The organism is uncultured Oscillibacter sp. (assembly GCF_910587525.1).
Classification (GTDB): Bacteria; Bacillota; Clostridia; order Oscillospirales; family Oscillospiraceae; genus Oscillibacter.
This window is the reverse complement of record NZ_CAJULS010000011.1, coordinates 1-16,195: the sequence shown is the minus strand read 5'-3', so window position 1 is coordinate 16,195 and position 16,195 is coordinate 1. Positions and strand designations below refer to the sequence as shown.

General features: G+C 62.1%; 15 protein-coding genes. 3 read left to right on the top strand and 12 right to left on the bottom strand.

Annotated elements, in window-relative coordinates; all coding sequences use genetic code 11:
• Positions 1–106 precede the first annotated feature (106 nt).
• Together lysA and QZ326_RS02365 are read left to right on the top strand one after the other, a co-directional pair.
• The gene (lysA, locus tag QZ326_RS02370) at positions 107–1,408 is read left to right on the top strand and encodes a diaminopimelate decarboxylase (RefSeq protein ID WP_295740820.1); all 1,302 of its coding nucleotides are present in this window, start codon (positions 107–109) and stop codon (positions 1,406–1,408) included.
• 90 nt (positions 1,409–1,498) lie between these two features.
• On the top strand, positions 1,499–1,837 hold the full coding sequence (locus QZ326_RS02365) for a GNAT family N-acetyltransferase (protein ID WP_295740819.1): 339 nt from the start codon (positions 1,499–1,501) through the stop codon (positions 1,835–1,837).
• 171 nt (positions 1,838–2,008) lie between these two features.
• Here the strand turns inward: QZ326_RS02365 and QZ326_RS02360 are convergent, their stop codons facing one another.
• The 12 genes from QZ326_RS02360 to QZ326_RS02305 form a co-directional block, all read right to left on the bottom strand.
• Positions 2,009–3,238 (bottom strand): dihydrolipoamide acetyltransferase family protein, encoded by a 1,230-nt coding sequence (locus QZ326_RS02360; protein WP_295740817.1) that lies wholly within the window; start codon positions 3,236–3,238, stop codon positions 2,009–2,011.
• An 81-nt stretch (positions 3,239–3,319) separates the two neighbouring features.
• Positions 3,320–4,303: an alpha-ketoacid dehydrogenase subunit beta gene (locus QZ326_RS02355; RefSeq protein ID WP_295740815.1), complete on the bottom strand. Its 984-nt coding sequence runs from the start codon at positions 4,301–4,303 to the stop codon at positions 3,320–3,322.
• 17 nt (positions 4,304–4,320) lie between these two features.
• On the bottom strand, positions 4,321–5,286 hold the full coding sequence (locus QZ326_RS02350) for a thiamine pyrophosphate-dependent dehydrogenase E1 component subunit alpha (protein ID WP_295740814.1): 966 nt from the start codon (positions 5,284–5,286) through the stop codon (positions 4,321–4,323).
• Between the two features lie 26 nt (positions 5,287–5,312).
• A complete protein-coding gene (locus tag QZ326_RS02345) occupies positions 5,313–6,359 on the bottom strand; it encodes a zinc-binding dehydrogenase (RefSeq protein WP_295740812.1) in 1,047 nt (348 codons plus the stop codon).
• Positions 6,360–6,446: 87 nt separating this feature from the next.
• Positions 6,447–8,186 carry a dihydrolipoyl dehydrogenase gene (lpdA, locus tag QZ326_RS02340; protein WP_295740810.1) on the bottom strand — a complete coding sequence of 580 codons (1,740 nt, stop codon included), beginning with the start codon at positions 8,184–8,186 and terminating at the stop codon, positions 6,447–6,449.
• 17 nt (positions 8,187–8,203) lie between these two features.
• Complete coding sequence (locus QZ326_RS02335) at positions 8,204–9,454, bottom strand: dihydrolipoamide acetyltransferase family protein (protein ID WP_295740808.1); 1,251 nt, start codon at positions 9,452–9,454, stop codon at positions 8,204–8,206.
• Positions 9,455–9,466: 12 nt separating this feature from the next.
• Positions 9,467–10,447, bottom strand: coding sequence for an alpha-ketoacid dehydrogenase subunit beta (locus QZ326_RS02330; protein ID WP_295740807.1), 981 nt, complete (start codon positions 10,445–10,447; stop codon positions 9,467–9,469).
• Positions 10,444–11,448 (bottom strand): thiamine pyrophosphate-dependent enzyme, encoded by a 1,005-nt coding sequence (locus tag QZ326_RS02325; protein ID WP_365328087.1) that lies wholly within the window; start codon positions 11,446–11,448, stop codon positions 10,444–10,446. Before QZ326_RS02325 ends, QZ326_RS02330 begins: the two co-directional genes overlap by 4 nt.
• A 78-nt stretch (positions 11,449–11,526) precedes the next feature.
• Complete coding sequence (locus tag QZ326_RS02320; RefSeq protein ID WP_295740805.1) at positions 11,527–12,012, bottom strand: PPC domain-containing DNA-binding protein; 486 nt, start codon at positions 12,010–12,012, stop codon at positions 11,527–11,529.
• Positions 12,013–12,188: 176 nt separating this feature from the next.
• The gene (locus QZ326_RS02315; RefSeq protein ID WP_295740803.1) at positions 12,189–13,265 is read right to left on the bottom strand and encodes a DctP family TRAP transporter solute-binding subunit; all 1,077 of its coding nucleotides are present in this window, start codon (positions 13,263–13,265) and stop codon (positions 12,189–12,191) included.
• A gap of 64 nt (positions 13,266–13,329) precedes the next feature.
• Positions 13,330–14,637 (bottom strand): TRAP transporter large permease, encoded by a 1,308-nt coding sequence (locus tag QZ326_RS02310; protein WP_295740801.1) that lies wholly within the window; start codon positions 14,635–14,637, stop codon positions 13,330–13,332.
• Positions 14,630–15,142, bottom strand: a complete 513-nt coding sequence (locus QZ326_RS02305; RefSeq protein WP_295740799.1) for a TRAP transporter small permease — start codon at positions 15,140–15,142, stop codon at positions 14,630–14,632. The genes QZ326_RS02310 and QZ326_RS02305 overlap by 8 nt, the downstream gene beginning before the upstream one ends.
• A gap of 279 nt (positions 15,143–15,421) precedes the next feature.
• Between QZ326_RS02305 and QZ326_RS02300 the strand changes: the two genes are divergently transcribed.
• Positions 15,422–16,144: an MBL fold metallo-hydrolase gene (locus QZ326_RS02300; protein WP_295740797.1), complete on the top strand. Its 723-nt coding sequence runs from the start codon at positions 15,422–15,424 to the stop codon at positions 16,142–16,144.
• Positions 16,145–16,195 lie beyond the last annotated feature (51 nt).

Below are 16,195 nucleotides of genomic sequence, written 5' to 3'. Positions count from 1 at the left end.
CCACGTACCCCTTTTCTCCCCTTGCGGGCATGGGTGGGGCCAAGGTGTGGTTGAGCCTTGGCCCCCGTCCATCCCCCGGCACAACAAAAGAGAAAGGAAGCCCCCTATGATCTGCGACAACATCACTACGGCCGCAAACGGCCATCTCCTCTTCGCCGGGCAGGATACGGTGGACCTGGCCAAGCAGTACGGCACGCCCCTGTATCTGATGGACGAAGACCGGATCCGGGAAAAATGCCGGATCTACACCGCCGCCTTCCGCAAGCACTTCGGTGATAAGGCCCGCCCCCTCTACGCCAGCAAGGCCCTCTCCTGCAAGCGCATCTATGAGATCATGAAGGAGGAGGACATGGGCATCGACGTGGTGTCCTCCGGTGAGATCTACACCGCCCTTCAGGCGGGTTACGACCTGAGCCGGGCCTATTTCCACAGCAATAACAAGACCGACGAGGACATCCGCTACGGCATGGACCACGGCATCGGCTGCTTTGTGGCCGACAACGTGGAGGAGATCAAGGTCATTGAGGCCGAGGCAGCCGCGCGGAATATCAAGCAGCCGGTCCTCCTGCGCCTCACTCCCGGCATCGATCCCCACACCTATGAGGCCATCGCCACGGGAAAGGTGGACTCCAAGTTCGGCAGCGCCATTGAGACGGGCCAGGCGGAAGAGATCACCGCCTTCACCCTGAAACAGCCTCACGTGGATCTGGCGGGCTTCCACTGCCATGTGGGCTCCCAGGTCTTCGCCGAAGATGTCTTTGAGCGGGCCGCCGTCATCATGCTGGAGTTCGCGGCCGAGATGAAGAAAAAATACGGCTATATGGCCCGGCAGCTGGACCTGGGCGGCGGCTACGGCGTGCGGTATGTGGACAGCGACCCCTTCCTGGATGTGGACACCAAGGTGGGCGAGGTGGCCGCGGCCATTCAGGAGACCTGCGCGCGCCTCGGCATCGCGATGCCGGAGATTCACATGGAGCCGGGCCGGAGCATTGTGGCCGACGCGGGCATGACCCTCTACACCGCCGGCACCGTCAAGCGCATCCCCGGCTACAAGAACTACGTCTCCGTGGACGGCGGCATGCCGGACCACCCCCGCTTCGCCCTGTACGGCTCATTGTACACCTGTCTGCTGGCCAACAAGATGAATGAGGCCGCGGACTTTGAGTGCTCTGTGGTAGGCCGCTGCTGCGAGAGCGGCGACATCATCCAGGAGCACGTGAAGCTCCCCCGAAGCGTTGGCCGGGGAGACATCGTGGCGGTGTGCACCACCGGCGCCTACCACTATTCCATGGCCTCCAACTACAACCGCCTGCCCCGTCCCCCCATTGTCATGCTTCGGGGCGGCAAAGAGAGCTATGTGGCTGTCCGCCGGGAGTCCCTGGAGGACTTGTGCCGCAACGACCTCTGACACCTGCGGTGGAAAGCAGCAGATCTGGAAATCACATACAGAGATACCCACCAACCGAGCCGGAACGATCTGGAGGCTCTGTTTCTCTCAGTGGAGTGGTCCTCCGGCCACTATCCGGGCAAACTGCAAGCGGCCATAAGGCACTTTGAAACGGTGTACACCGCCTGGGACGGGGATACCCTGGCCGGTCCGGTGTGCGCCATGGACGACGGCGCCATGACCGCATATATCCACTACCTGCTGGTGCGGCCGGAGTACCAGCACACGGGGATTGGAACGCATCTGGTTGAGCTGATGAAGGATCGTTACCGGAACTTTCTTCGCATCGTACTGGTGGCCTACGACAAAGAAGCGGGCTTCTACGAGTCCTGCGGATTCCAAAAACCAGACGGTTACAGCCCCATGTTCATCACAGAGCTCTGGACCTGAAAGGCCCCCCCTGACGCGGAGTGTTTTGGCTCCGTGTCAGGGGGGGTAAAATCATGTTCGCATTGGGTTATGGTTTGTTCCCTTCCCGCCCCGCTCGAAGCCGCAGGGGCTTTGCCCCCGCACCCCCAACGCCTTTTGAAAAGGGCGGCCCTAAATCTCAGCGGCACAATATCATGCCGTAATCAGCTGGGGATGCTCCAGAAGGTACTGGAGGTCCTTGAAGACCTCTCCCGCCTCCTGGCCGTCCACCACCCGGTGGTCAAAGGTCAGGTAAACCCACATCATCTCCCGTGGGGCCAGGGTGCCGTCGGGGAGATAACCGGGCTTGCGGGTAGTGCGGCCAAAACCGAAGATGCCCACCTCCGGCGGGTTGAGGATGGGCGTGGACATGTCGATGGGGAACATGCCCACGTTGGAAACCGTGCAGGTGCCGCAGCCCTGTTCACCGCTCTGGAGCCGCTTCTCCCGGGCCCGCCGGCCCAGGTCCTTGGCCGCAAGGCTCAGCTCCGCCAAGGTCAGGGTATCCGCGTTTTTGATGACGGGCACCATGAGCCCGCCCTCGGTGGCCACCGCCAAGGACAGCTGGACGTGCTTGTGGGAATAGAGCGTCTTGCCGTCAAAGGTGGCGTTGACCGTGGGGTGCTTTTTCAGCACCTTGCACACGGCCATGCAGAGGAGATCGTTCACCGTCACCCGGCAGCCCAGGTACTCCTCTCCCTCCACCAGCTTTTTCCGCAGAGCCAGCAGATCCGTCACATCCACCTCGCACATGGCGGTGCACTGGGCGGACTGCTGGAGGCTGGTCATCATGTTCCGGGCAATGGTCTTGCGGACACCGGTCCATGGAATGGCGGTGATTTCATCCTCCACCGCCGCCGGGGCCGCTGCCGGGGCTGGCGATACCTTCCGGGATTCCAGATAGGCCGTCACATCCTTGGCGGCCACGCGCCGGCCGTCGGGGCCGCTGCCGGCTGGAACATCCGCCAGGTCGATTCCGGCCTCCCGGGCCATCTTCCGGGCAAGGCCCGTGGCCCGAACGTGCCGCCGGCCCTGGGGCGCAGGCGCCTCCGCCGGAGCAGGAGCCGTCTGCGGGGCAGGAACTGTCTGCGGGGCGCTCTCCGCAGCCGCCGGAGCCCCGCCGCCCGTCAGGGCGTCGTACTCCTCCTTTGTCTCCGTGACCCAGGCGATGGGTCTGCCCACCTCCACGGTCTCCCCGGCAGCCTCCAAAATATGAAGGTAGCCGCCGTGGACGCTCTCATACTCGATGGTGTTCTTCTCGTTCTCATACTCCATGATGGCGTCGCCCTTTTGAATCAGAGCGCCCTCAGCGGCCTTCCACTCGCTGATGGTTCCCTCCACCATGGTCAGGCCCGCCTTCGGCATTGGGATGTCAATACGCATGGGTTTTCCTCGCCGCCTTCACGGCGGGGTCTCCCCGCCTGACGGCTCCTCCTTCCTGATTTTTCCTCCGTGCCATGGCGCTCACTTCATCATAGCCCGGATGGAGGCGCAGATGCGCTCCACATCGGGGATGGCGTGCTTCTCCATGGGGATGTTGTAGGGCATGGGCACGTCCAAAGCCGCGATGCGCACCACGGGGCCGTCCAGCTCGTCGTACTGCTCCTCCTGGAAGCGGGCGGCCAGCTCCGCGCCGATGCCGGCGGTCTTGCCGCTCTCCTCCACAATGGCGGCCCGGTGGGTCTTCCGAATGGACTGGTAGATGGTATCCGTGTCCAGAGGGGCCAGGGTCCGGGGGTCAATGACCTCCACCTCAATGCCCTCAGCAGCCAGTTTTTCCGCCGCCTCCAGGGCCCGGGCCACCATCAGCCCCACGGCCACCAGGGTCACGTCCTTCCCCGAACGCTTCACGTCCGCAAGGCCGATAGGGATGGTGTAGTCGCTGCCGTACACGTCGTCGGCAATGTCCTGCTTCACCTGGTAGAGCTGCTTGGGCTCGCAGAAAAGCACCGGATTGTCCGACCGGATGGCGGACTTTAAGAGGCCTTTGGCGTCATAGGCGCAGGAGGGGGTGACGATGGTCAGCCCCGGGGCGTGCATGAAGAGGCTCTCCACCACGTTGGAGTGTTCGCTTCCCGCACCGTTGGAGGCGCCGGAGGCGCACCGGATCACCAAGGGCAGCTTATACTCCGGCCCGTGCATATACCGCCACTTGGCCACCAGGTGGAAGATCTCCGTAAACGCCACCATGGTGAAGTCGGCGTACATCAGCTCCACACAGGGCCGCAGGCCGGTAATGGCTGCGCCCACGGCGGAGGAAACGATGGCAGTCTCCGCAATGGGGGTGTTCCGGACCCGCTTGGGGCCGAACTCCTCCAGCAGCCCCCGGGTTTCGCCGAAGATGCCGCCGAACTCCGCCACATCCTCGCCGTAGACCACGATCCTGCCGTCCCGGCGCATCTCCTCTTTCAGCGCGTCGTTGATGGCCTTTACATATGGAACCTTCATCTTGTTCTCCCCCCTTCTCAGGCATACAGCCCGTCATAGATCTCGTCCGGCGTCATGGACGGCGCGGCCTCCGCATGGGCGATAGCCGCCTCCATCTCGCCGTCGAAAGCTGTCCGCATAGCGCCGGCCTCCTCCGCCGTCAGCACGCCCCGCTCCGCCAGCATGGCCTCTAGATTCTTCACGCAGTCCCTGTTCTCCATCCATTCTTTTGCCACGGCAGCATCCCGGTAGGCACACTGGTCGCCCTCGAAGTGGCCCCTCCAGCGGTAGTCCTTGCACTCCAGCACGGCAGGCCCCTGGCCGGAGCGGACATGCCCGGCCATCTCTTTCGCCGCCTCATAGACCGCCAACACATCCGTACCGTCGGCCACCCGGGCGGGCATCCCATAGCCGGCCGCCCGGTCCGCCAGGGCGTTCTCCACAGGGATGCTGGTGGAAACATGGGTGGAGATAGCAAACTGGTTGTTCTCGCATACAAACAGCACAGGCAGCTTCCAGGCCGCCGCCAGGTTCATGGCCTCATACACCGGGCCCCGGCTGGAAGTGCCGTCTCCCATGAACATATAGACGATGTTGTCCCGGCCCTCCATGTCGATGGTCAGAGCCGCGCCCACGGCCACACCGGCGTCACAGCCCAGGGTGCCGGACATACCCAGCACACCGGTGCGCAGCTCGCCGATGTGGAGGCTGCCGCCCCGGCCGCCGGAGTTGCCGGTCTTCTTGGCCAGCAGCTCGCCGAAGAGCATCTCCAGCGGCGTACCCAGCATCCGGGGCATGGCGGTTGGGCGGTGGGTCAGCTTGAAGTAGTCTCCCGGTTTCCGGGTGGACAGGGTGCCCACGTAGGCGGCCTCCTGGCCCACGCCGCTGTGGACGTGGCCCGGCACCCGCCCCTGGGCGTAGAGGTCCTTCATCTTCTCCTCCAGGAGACGGGTCTCCAGCAGGTTTTTGTGGATCTCCAGCAAAAATTCCTTGGAATATTGCATCAGCATAGCCTCCTTTATCAGTTTGTTTACGGAATCAGCAGCATTTTGCCCGGCGCGCCGCCCTGAATGGCCGCCAGGGCTTCCTCAAAGCCGTCCAAGGGATACTGCCCGCCCATCACCGGCTCCAGGGAAAAGCCGGGGGATTGTAAAATCTTCATACAGTCGTCCCAGGTGGCGAACATCTGCCGCCCGGAGACGCCGGTGTACTGGCTCTCCCGATAGATGATGTCCTCGGTGAGGTTGATGGGGATCTCCCCGTTGGGCAGGCCCACAGAGACCAGCCGTCCTCCCTTCCGCAGGGCCCGCAGGCCCGCCACAATGGCTTTGCCGTTTCCAGTGATGTCAATGGCGGCGTCCGCGCCCGCGCCATTGGTCTCCCGGCGCACAGCCTGGACGATGTCCGTCTCCATGCTGTTAATGGTGGTGTCGGCGCCCATGGCCTCCGCCAGCCTCAGCTTCTCCGGCAGAATGTCGCAGGCGATAACCCGTTTGGCTCCGTGGGCTTTGCAGGCTCCAGCCACCATCAGCCCAATGGGGCCGCAGCCGCTGACCAGCACGGTCTTACCCCGCACCTCCGCTTTCTCCACGCCATGGACACCGGCGCCCATGGCCTCCAGCATAGCCCCCATCTCATAGGTGATGCCGTCTCCCAGGCGGACGATGCAGTCCTGCGGCACCGGAGTGTACTCGGCAAAGGCCCCCGGCTCCGTGACGCCGAAGAGCTTCATGTTCTCGCAGATGTGCCGCCGGCCATTCTCACACTGGAAGCAGTGGTTGCAGGGGATGTGGGTCTCCACGGAGATCCGGTCCCCCACCTGGTATCCGGTGACGTTCTTTCCCACCTCCACAATCTCTCCGGCGGTCTCATGGCCGAAGACGATAGGGAGGTTCTTCATCCGGTTGGCGGCCCACTCATTCCAGCCATAGATATGCAGGTCCGTTCCGCAGATGGCGGAGGCATGGACCTTCATCAGCACCTCGTTGTCTCCAATCTGGGGAATGGGGATATCCGTCCGGTATTCCGCGCCCTTTCCCGGCACCATTTTGCAAATGCCGCGCATGGTTCCCTTCATGTCAAACACTCCTTCAACAGCAAAGCTTTGAAAAAGGGCCCCGAAGGTATCGCTATCTTCGAGGCCCTTGGTTCCGGCATGCTGCTGTTATTTATTAGAGGTGTGAATGGCCCGCTTCTCAGCCTGGAGGGCGGCCTCCCGCATGGTTTCGGTTACCGTGGGATGAGAGTGAATGGTGTTGATGATCTCGTCCAGGGTCATCTCCTCGCCGATGGCCAGCGCGCCCTCGGCGATCAGGTCCGTTGCCCGGGGCCCGATGATGTGCATACCTAGAATCTCGCCGTACTCCTTGCCGGCAATGATCTTCACCAGACCCTCTCCTCCGTTGATAATCAGGGCCTTGCCGTTGGCGCTCATGGGGAACTTGCCCACCTTGTACTCGACGCCCCGGGCCTTGCACTGCTCCTCGGTGAGGCCAACAGAGGCGGCCTCCGGCTCAATGTAGACGCAGGTGGGGTTGGTCTTCTCGTCGTAGTACGCCTCATGGCCGCAGATGTTTTCCGCAGCTACCTCGCCCATGGCGCTGGCGGTGTGGGCCAGCTGGGCGCGGCCCATCACGCAGTCGCCAATGGCGTACACGCCGGGCACATTGGTCTCCATCTTGTCGTTGACAATGATCCGGCCCCGGTCGTTGGCGATCTTCCCGGCCTCCAGGTTGAGGCTTGCAGTGTTGGCCTTCCGGCCAATGGCCACCAGCACCTTCTCCGCTTCAAAGCTGACGGTCTCGCCGGCCTTATTTTTGCACACGACCTTCGCGCCCACCGGGCTGGACTCAACGGACTGCACAGGGCACTCCAGGTTAAACTCCATGCCCATCTTCTTCATGTGGGCCACGCCGATCTTGGTCAGATCGCCGTCCAGCATGGGCAGCATGTGGTCCATGGCCTCGACGACCGTGATCTTGGTGCCGAAGGCCGCATAGGCGCAGGCCAGCTCCAATCCGATGACGCCGCCGCCGATGACCACCATGGTCTTGGGCAGGGCCTCCAGGCTCAACGCGCCAGTGGAGTCGATGCAGTTGGGGTTCTCCTTGATGCCGGGGATGGGGGGCACGGAGTTGACGGAGCCGGTGGCCACGATGATGGCGTCCGCCGTCATCTCCTCCACGGTGCCGTCGGGCTTCTTCACGGAGATCTTCTTCTCCCCAACGAAGCTGGCCTCGCCATCGATCTTCTTCACCTTGTTCATCTTGAGAAGGCCCGCCACGCCGGAGGTGAGCTTCTTGGAGATGTCGTTCTTGTGGGCGATGACCTGGGGGAAGTTGACCTTGACGCCCTCCACCTCCACGCCAATCTCCTTGCCCTGATTTTTGATGTCCTCCACCAGCTCGGCGGAGTGCAGCAGGCATTTGGTGGGAATGCAGCCCACGTTCAGGCAGGTGCCGCCCAAGTACTGCTTTTCAACAACCGTCACCTTGGCGCCCAGCTGGGCCGCCCGGATGGCGGCCACGTAGCCGCCGGGGCCGCCGCCGATGACGATGACGCTAGTGTCTCCGGCAGGCTTGGCAGGCGCGGCAGTTGCCGCGGCAGCGGCGGGAGCGAAAGGGACCGCAGGAGTGGCCGCGGGAGCCGCGCCGCCCACAGCCTCGCCAGGCTGGCCGATCCAGGCCAGGGTGCCTTTCACCGCTACGTCATCGCCCTCCTGGGCCACAATTTTCAGCAGGGTACCCTCGGCCTCGCTGGCCACCTCGTTGGTCAGCTTGTCGGTGGTAATCTCCAGAATCACGTCGCCCACTTTGACGGCGTCGCCCTCATGCTTGATCCACTTGGAGACGGTACCCTCCTCCATGGTCAGACCCAGCTGAGGCATTTTCACTTCAAAAGCCATTGGTGGTTCCTCCTATATCAGAGCAGAATGCTCATGGGCTTCTCCAGCAGATCCCGCAGGTCCATCTCGAACTTCGCCACCACGGAGCCGTCCAGCAGACGGTGGTCCAGGGTGCAGGAGAGGCGCATGACCTGCTTTTTGAACAGCTTGCCCTCGCCGTCCAGATCCAGCTCGTCGTGAATGGCGCACACGCCCAGGATGGCGGCGTCCGGCTGGTTGATGATGGGGGTGAAGGTCTCAATGCCGAACATGCCCAGGTTGGACACGGTGAAGGTGGAGCCCTTGTACTCGTCGGCCCCCAGCTTGTTCTCCTTGGCCCGGGAGGCCAGGTCCTTGGCGGCGGCGGACAGGGCGTCCAGGCTCAGCTTGTCGGCGTCCCGGATCACGGGGACGATGAGACCGGCGTCCAGAGCCACGGCCATACCCAGGTTCACGTGGGCCCGCTGAATGATCTGGTCGCCGTCCAGGCTCACCAGCATCTCTGGGTGCTGGCGCAGGCACTTGGCGGTAGCTTTCAGAACAAGATCATTGACGGAGTATTTTTTGCCGGTCTCCGCCAGCAGCATTTTGCGGAACTTCATCAACGCGGTAACGTCTACCTTGATGTTCTGGGTCACCGGCGGAATCTCGTTGTGGGAGGCCCACATCCGCTGGGAGACCACCTTGCGCATACCCGCCAGCTTAATGACGGTGTCGCCTTCCATCAGCTCCAAAGAGCCGGCCTTGGGGGCGGGAGCGGACGCAGCAGCGGCAGGAGCGGCAGCAGGGGCATTCTTCTGGGCCTCGGCGGCGGCCAGAATGTCCTTCTGGGTAATACGGCCGAAGGAACCGGATCCCGCGATATTGGAATAGTCCACGCCCAGCTTGGCCGCGGTCTTCCGGGCCAGGGGGGAGATGCGGATCCGGGCGCCATTCGCAGCAGCCACGGAGACCGCAGCAGCGGCAGGAACGGCAGCCACAGCGGCGGCCTCAGCAGCGGAAGCAACAGAGTCCGCGGCGGCAGGAGCGGAGGCTCCGCCAACGGCTTCTCCGGGCTGGCCGATGTAGGCGAGGAGGCCTTTCACAGGGATGTCCTCCCCCTCCTGGGCCACAATCTTCAACAGCACGCCGTCGTGCTCGCTGGTGACCTCATTGGTCAGCTTATCGGTGGTGATCTCCAGGATCACATCGCCGGTCTTCACCTCGTCCCCCTCGTGCTTGATCCACTGGGAGACGGTGCCCTCCTCCATGGTCAGGCCCAGCTGGGGCATCAGTACTTCAAAAGCCATGATAAACCCTCCTCACTTGTTCAGCACGCGCTTGACGGCCTTGACGATGGTGTCGGGATGGGGGAAGTTCTCGTCCTCCAGAGTGGGGCTGAAAGGAGGCACGATGTTCAGTCCGCAGACCCGCTCCACAGGGGCGTCCAGCTCGTCGAACAGCTCCTCGGCAATCTGGGCGGAAATTTCACCGGCGTAGCTGCCCCGCTTGACCTCTTCGGAGACGATGATGACATTGTGGGTCTTGGACACGGACTTTACAATGGCGTCCCAGTCCAGGGGCACCAGGCTCCGCAGGTCCAGAACCTCCACGTCGATGCCCTCGGCAGCCAGGGTCTTGGCGGCCTCCAGGGAGAAGTTGACCTCACGGCTCCAGGTGATGATGGTCAGGTCCTTGCCCTCCCGCTTCACATCGGCCAGACCCAGGGGGATGAGATACTCCTCTTCCGGAATCTCCTCCTTCTTGGCGTACAGCAGCTTATGCTCCAGCACGATGACGGGATCATCGTCCCGGATGGCGGTTTTCAGCATGCCCTTGGCGTCCTTGGCGGAGCAGGGGGCGATGACTTTCAGGCCTGGGAAGTGGCAGAAGAAGTTCTCCAGGGACTGGGAGTGCTGGCCGGCATTGCGCCGGCCTGCGCCCATGGGGGCCCGAAGCACCATGGGGACGGTGGCCTGCCCACCGCTCATGTAGCGCATCTTGGCAGCCTGGTTCAGCAGGGGGTCCGCCGCCACGGTGGCAAAGTCGTCATACATCAGCTCCACCACAGGACGCATACCCCGCATGGCCGCGCCCACGGCCATGCCGCAGAAGCCCTCCTCGGAAATGGGGGTATCGATCACGCGGTTGGGGCCGAACTCCTCCAGAAAGCCACGGGTGATGGCGAACACGTTGCCCATGACGGCCATGTCCTCGCCCATGATGAATACCTTGTCGTCACGGACCATTTCTTCGTGCAGGGCCTCGCCAATGGCCTTGCTGACGGTAATCTTTTTGCTCATCTTGCCACACACCTTTCGTTGTCAGAGGCATAGACATCCGTCACCGCCTCGGAGGGATCGGGATACTCGGAATCAACAGCAAACTGCACGGCGGCGTTCATCTCGTCGTCGGCGGCCTTTTTGATGGCCTCCAGCTCCTCGGCAGCCACGCCCATGTCCATCAGGCGCTTGCCCAGTTTTTCGATGGCGTCGTTCTCCAGAGCTTTCTCCATGTACTCGCCGGGGCGGTACACGGCGGGGTCGCCGCAGTAGTGACCCTGATAACGGTATACCTTGGCCTCCACCACATAGGGACCCTTGCCGCTGCGGGCATGGTCCATTGCCGTGGTCATGGCCTCGTAGACGGCCACGGGATCGGTGCCGTCCACCACGGCGAAAGGCACGTCATAGGCGGCGGCGCGGGGGGCCAGATCCGGGGTATTGGTGACCCGGTGAATCTCCGTAGACACGCCGTAGCAGTTGTTCTCAATGAACCAAACCAACGGCAGTTTCCAAGTGGCGGCCATGTTCAGGTTCTCATGGAAGGTGCCTTCGTTGGTGGAGCTGTCGCCAAAGCACCCTACGGTGACGGCGTTATCCCCCAGGATTTTAGATGCCAGCGCACTGCCGGCGGAGATGCCCTGGCCCGCGCCCACGATGCCGTTGGCGCCCAGGTGGTTCATCTTCTTCATATCGGCGATGTGCATAGATCCGCCCTTGCCCTGGCAGTAGCCGGTCTTCTTGCCGAAGAGCTCCGCCATGCAGAGGTTGGCGTCCATGCCCCGGGCGATGGCATGGCCATGACCCCGGTGGGTGGAGGTGAAGTAGTCCTGGGGCTGGATGGCGGCAAAGGCTCCCGCCGCGGCCGCTTCCTGTCCGATGCTCAGGTGGATGTTGCCGGCCAGCATACCCTTGGTGAAGCACTCAGCGGCCTTCTCCTCGAAGGTCCTGATGCGCACCATCGTGCGGTAAAAATCAGTCAGCTGTTCCTTGGAGTATTTCTTGTTAGCCAATGTTTTCACGCCTTTCCTTAAATGTATCTTTCCCCGGGCCATCCCTCCGGACGGCCCACAGGGCAATATCTCAAGTGTTGCCGGATCTCAGAGCTGCCGGGGAGAGAGCAGGGGCACTTCCAGCTCCGGGTCCATCTTCCGGCGCATGTCCACGCCCTCGATCTCCCCGATCACCGCGTCGGTGGTCAGCAGCACCTTGGTGCCCTCTACCAGATGTCCGCCGTAAGCCCTGCCGTCCTGGTCGGCCAGGTCCACATGGATGTGGAGGTTCGTGGCGCCGCTGTCGTCATGGCAAATAATACCGCTGGCGCTGAGCAGCTCGATGGGCCCATCCAGCTGGAGAGGATCGCCGTAGCCGTACTTCGCCCGCTTCTCCGGAATCTCAATGGGGTCGCAGAAGCGCACATGGGCAAGGCTCCCGATGGCGCTGAGGACCACACCGTTGCTGATGCCCGCCCGCTCGCAGGCCTCCTGAAGGCCCAGCAGAACGTCCGTGCCGGGCTTTAGCCGCAGCACCACGACCCGTCCCAGCTTGCCCTCGGCCATCTGAATATTGTTATCATTATTGTCCATATTTTACCCTCCATTTTGTATAAATTGCATAAATTTTTGGGAAATTTGGGCATGGAGAAAGCACGCGGCGCTTAGCCGCCACGTGCTTTCTCTCTAACGCAACCTTAAAACGAGTCGTTTGTCAGGGGGAACGCACTCCGGTGGAGCGTCATTCTCTAAATTGGAAATCCCCTTAATTATTTCGTGAACGCGTCGATCAGGTCCTGGCCGATCATGTCGACAAACTGAGGATCGGTGTAGATGCCGGCGGCAGCCTGACGGAACTCCTCAGCGGCCTCGGGGGTCAGCTCGGAAACCGTGACGCCAGCGGCCTTCCAGGCCTCCAGCACCTCCTGGTCGCCCTGGCGCTCCAGCACACGCTGATTCTGGGCAGCCTTCAGGCCGCACTCATCAACGATCTTCTGCAGCTCGGGAGACAGAGAGTTATACAGCTCACCGTTCATGGTGAAGAAGATGCAGTCATACACGCCGGTCCAGTAAGTGACGTACTTCTGAACCTCCTGGATGGAGGCGCCGTTGGCGGTGGGCAGGGGGTTCTCCTGGCCGTCATAGGTGCCGGTCTGCAGGCCGGTATAGACCTCGGACCAGTTGGCGTTGGTGTAGTTGGCGCCCCAGGCGGCGTACTCGGCGTTCAGCAGGTCGGAACTGGCCACGCGGAGCTTCAGGCCCTGCATATCGGCAACGGACTCGATGGGACGCTTGCTGTTGGTGGGATGACGGAAGCCGTTCTCCGCGATGCCCAGCAGGTGCAGGCCCATGCTCTCCACGACCTCGCCCACGGCCTTGCCGGCGTCGCCGTCCAGCTTGGCGTCAACATCCTCGAAGGAGTCAAACAGGAAGGGCAGGGAGACCACGTTCAGGCGCTTATCGAAGTTGGAATAGATGATGTTGGAGTGAGCGGACAGCTCAATGGTGCCGTCCATAACGCCCTGGATGCCCTCGGTCTGGTTGCCGGAGGTCAGCTGGTCGGCGGCGTAGACCTCGACGGTGACGGCGCCGCCGGTGGCCTCGCTGACCATCTGGCCGAAGTCGCGGCCCATGTCGGCCCAGCAGGTGTTCTCCGTGGCGGAGCAGGTGTACTTCCAGGTCTGCTTCTCAAACTGAGGGGCGTCGCCGTCGGTGGAGGCGGGAGTATCGTTGTTGGCGGGGGTATCGTTGTTGGCGGGGGTGCCGGAACCACCGTCATTGCCGCCGCAGGCGGCCAGGGACAGGCACATGGCAAGTGTCATGAGCAGTGCAAGAAACTTTTTCATTGGTTTTCCTCCTCTAAAAATTACAGTTGCGTCTATCTGAGATCACTTTCGTGATGGCAGATCATCAGACACCCTTCAGGAACACGGTGGAGAAGAAGGGGATGTAGGTCACCAGCAGCAGCGCGATGACGCAGGCTAAGATCATGGGCCACACAGCCTTGGACATGGTCTCTATGGTGACCCTGGTCTTGTCCTTGATGTTCGTGAGCTTCTCGCTGACGCCGATGGCCACGAACAGGTTCACGCCCACGGGCGGAGTCACTTGGCCGATGGCCAGATTCACGGTGGCGATGACGCCAAAATGAACCAGGTTGATCCCCAGCTGCTGGGCCACAGGGTACATGATGGGGATAAAGATATACATGGCAGAGTTGGCGTCCACGAAGCAACCGGCGATCAGGAAGATCACGTTGATGATAATCAGGAAGATGTACTTGTTGCCGGCCACGTTGAGCAGCAGCGCCTGGGCGGCCTTGGAGATGCCGTGGACGGTGCAGATGTAGGAGAACAGAGAGGCGGCGCCGATGATGAGCATGATGCCGCCGGTGGTCTTGCCGGAATCCACCAGCAGGTCAAAGAGATCCTTGATCTTGACCTCACGGTAAATGAAGAGGCCTACGATCAATCCGTATACCACGGAGACGGCCGCCGCCTCAGTGGGGGTGAAGACGCCGCCGTAGATGCCGCCCAGAATAATGACGGGCATCAAAAAGCCCCAGAAGGCCGTGCGGAAGGACTTCCACCGCTCGCCCCAGGTGGCCTTCTCCCGGGAGGCGGGCAGGCCCTTGCGCCGGACCTCGATCATGATGATGATGACCAGAGCCAGGCCCATCATGACGCCGGGGAGGATGCCGCCCATGAACATGTCGCCCACGGAGACGCCGGTGATGGAGGCGTAGACCACGAAGGCGATGGAGGGCGGGATAACGATGGCGATGGACGAAGCCGTTGCCATCATGGCCGAGGAGAACGCCGCGGAGAAGCCGCCGCGGTTAATCATGGCGGGGATCAGGATGATGCCCAGAGCCGCCACGGTGGCGGGACCGGAGCCGGAGATGGCGCCGAAGAAGCAGGCCACCACCACGCAGACGATGGCAATGCCGCCCCGCCGGTGGCCGATGCAGTCATCAATGAACTGGACCAGCCGGGTGGAGATGCCGGCCTTTGCCATGATGTTGCCGGAGAGCACAAAGAACGGGATGGCCAGCAGCAGGAACTTGGCCATACTGCTGTAAACGTTGGTGGGCACGATAGACAGCTTGTCGCCGGAGAAGAGCATGGCGAAGATGGAGCTCATGCCCAAGCTGACGCAGATGGGGATATTCAGGAACAGCATCACGAAAAAGCTGCCGAACAGGATCAGGTTAATCATTGCCGTCCTCCTCCCCCGCCTTCAGCCCGTCGCCGAACACGTTGGTGATAAAAAACTCGATGGTGTGCAGCACCAAAAAGATGGCGCCGATGGGCAGAAAGATGGTGAACACCCACTCCGGCCAGTTCAGGGAGGAGGTGTGCTTGCCGGTGCTGATCTGATTGAAGACCTTGTCAAAGCCGGTCTTGATGAGCACACCCCAGAAGACCAGGTTGAACACGCTGATGATGGTGATAAAGACCTTTTTCGCGCCGGTTTGCAGCCGGTCATAAATCAGCGACAGACTGATGAGGCTGCCCTCCTGGGCCGCCAGCGCGCAACCCAGCATAATCAGCAGAACAAAGAGGTTGATGACCAGCTCCTCCGACCAGGCGAACTGACTGGGGGTCAGCTTCCGGACCACCACGTTGGCGAAGGTGATCACGGTCACGACTACCAGTACCGCGCTGAGAACGACCTTCTCAACGGCGGCAATGACGTTCATGATCTTTTTGTAGACTTTCATTAAACCATTCCCTTCCTTTATACTGCGGCCGCATCCCCGCGCCGCCGCTCCACAGAAACATCCCTTGGTCCTTCTGTTTGTGGACTGCTCTCTCCGGGGGTCCTCCCCCCCTGGTGGCTTTTCACAGACGCGGCCCCGCCGCCCCCGCGATTTTTTCCGCTTCCTACGAAAATTCTCCGTTTTCGGGAATTTTCCGTTCCCTTCCCGGAAAATCATACTATAATAATTTCATTTCAACGGCGTCCGGCTCCGCCGGTGATGCCGAAGAGGAGGTTCTCTATGTCTCGCTGTCAGGTCACACTCAGCGCCAACGCCGGCACTGCCCTGGACTTCGGCGGGCTCCGCATCTGGGTGGACGCCCTCCACGATGAAAAGGTCCCGGGGTTCTCCACCGTCACGCCATCGCTCTGGACCGCCATGCAGACCCACCCGGCCTTTGCCGCGCCGGACCTGCTGTTCTTCACCCACTGCCATCCGGACCACTTCTCCCAGTGGATGGCCCGGGAAGCCCTGGACCTCTGGCCCCAGGCGAAAATTATCCTGCCGGAGAACCGTTTCCCGGAACAGGCGCTGCTCTCCGGCCGGCGGGAACGGGTGCGTCTGCCGAACCTGACCCTGGACTTCATCCGCCTCACTCATGAGGGGCCCCGCTACGCGGACAAGCCCCACTACGGCTGCATTCTCGAATCCCGGGGCTTCCGAGTCCTCATCACCGGGGACTGTAAGCTCTGCGCCCCGGAGCTGGCGGAATTTCTGGCGGAGGACGGCCCCGTGGACCTGGCCATTCTGGACTTTCCCTGGATGACGCTGCCCCGGGGGCGGCGCTTTGTGCAGGAGCACATCCGGCCCAAAACGCTTCTGGTGTGCCATCTCCCCTTCTCCGGGGACGACATCTACGGCTACCGGGCCGCCGCCCTGAAATCCGCGCCGCTGTTGGAGGACGTGGACGTCCGGCTCTTATTGGAGCCGCTTCAGCAGGAGACCCTAGAGGACGCACCATGATGCGTCCTCTTTTTTTGCCCTAGGGCAAATGAAGAGGACGCACCATGATGC

Coding starts and splice junctions, on each gene's coding strand:
- lysA (WP_295740820.1), top strand. CDS start 107: ATGATCTGCGACAACATCACTACGGCCGCAAACGGCCATCTCCTCTTC.
- QZ326_RS02360 (WP_295740817.1), bottom strand. CDS start 3,238: ATGCGTATTGACATCCCAATGCCGAAGGCGGGCCTGACCATGGTGGAG.
- QZ326_RS02355 (WP_295740815.1), bottom strand. CDS start 4,303: ATGAAGGTTCCATATGTAAAGGCCATCAACGACGCGCTGAAAGAGGAG.
- QZ326_RS02350 (WP_295740814.1), bottom strand. CDS start 5,286: ATGCAATATTCCAAGGAATTTTTGCTGGAGATCCACAAAAACCTGCTG.
- QZ326_RS02345 (WP_295740812.1), bottom strand. CDS start 6,359: ATGAAGGGAACCATGCGCGGCATTTGCAAAATGGTGCCGGGAAAGGGC.
- lpdA (WP_295740810.1), bottom strand. CDS start 8,186: ATGGCTTTTGAAGTGAAAATGCCTCAGCTGGGTCTGACCATGGAGGAG.
- QZ326_RS02335 (WP_295740808.1), bottom strand. CDS start 9,454: ATGGCTTTTGAAGTACTGATGCCCCAGCTGGGCCTGACCATGGAGGAG.
- QZ326_RS02330 (WP_295740807.1), bottom strand. CDS start 10,447: ATGAGCAAAAAGATTACCGTCAGCAAGGCCATTGGCGAGGCCCTGCAC.
- QZ326_RS02320 (WP_295740805.1), bottom strand. CDS start 12,012: ATGGACAATAATGATAACAATATTCAGATGGCCGAGGGCAAGCTGGGA.
- QZ326_RS02315 (WP_295740803.1), bottom strand. CDS start 13,265: ATGAAAAAGTTTCTTGCACTGCTCATGACACTTGCCATGTGCCTGTCC.
- QZ326_RS02310 (WP_295740801.1), bottom strand. CDS start 14,637: ATGATTAACCTGATCCTGTTCGGCAGCTTTTTCGTGATGCTGTTCCTG.
- QZ326_RS02305 (WP_295740799.1), bottom strand. CDS start 15,142: ATGAAAGTCTACAAAAAGATCATGAACGTCATTGCCGCCGTTGAGAAG.
- QZ326_RS02300 (WP_295740797.1), top strand. CDS start 15,422: ATGTCTCGCTGTCAGGTCACACTCAGCGCCAACGCCGGCACTGCCCTG.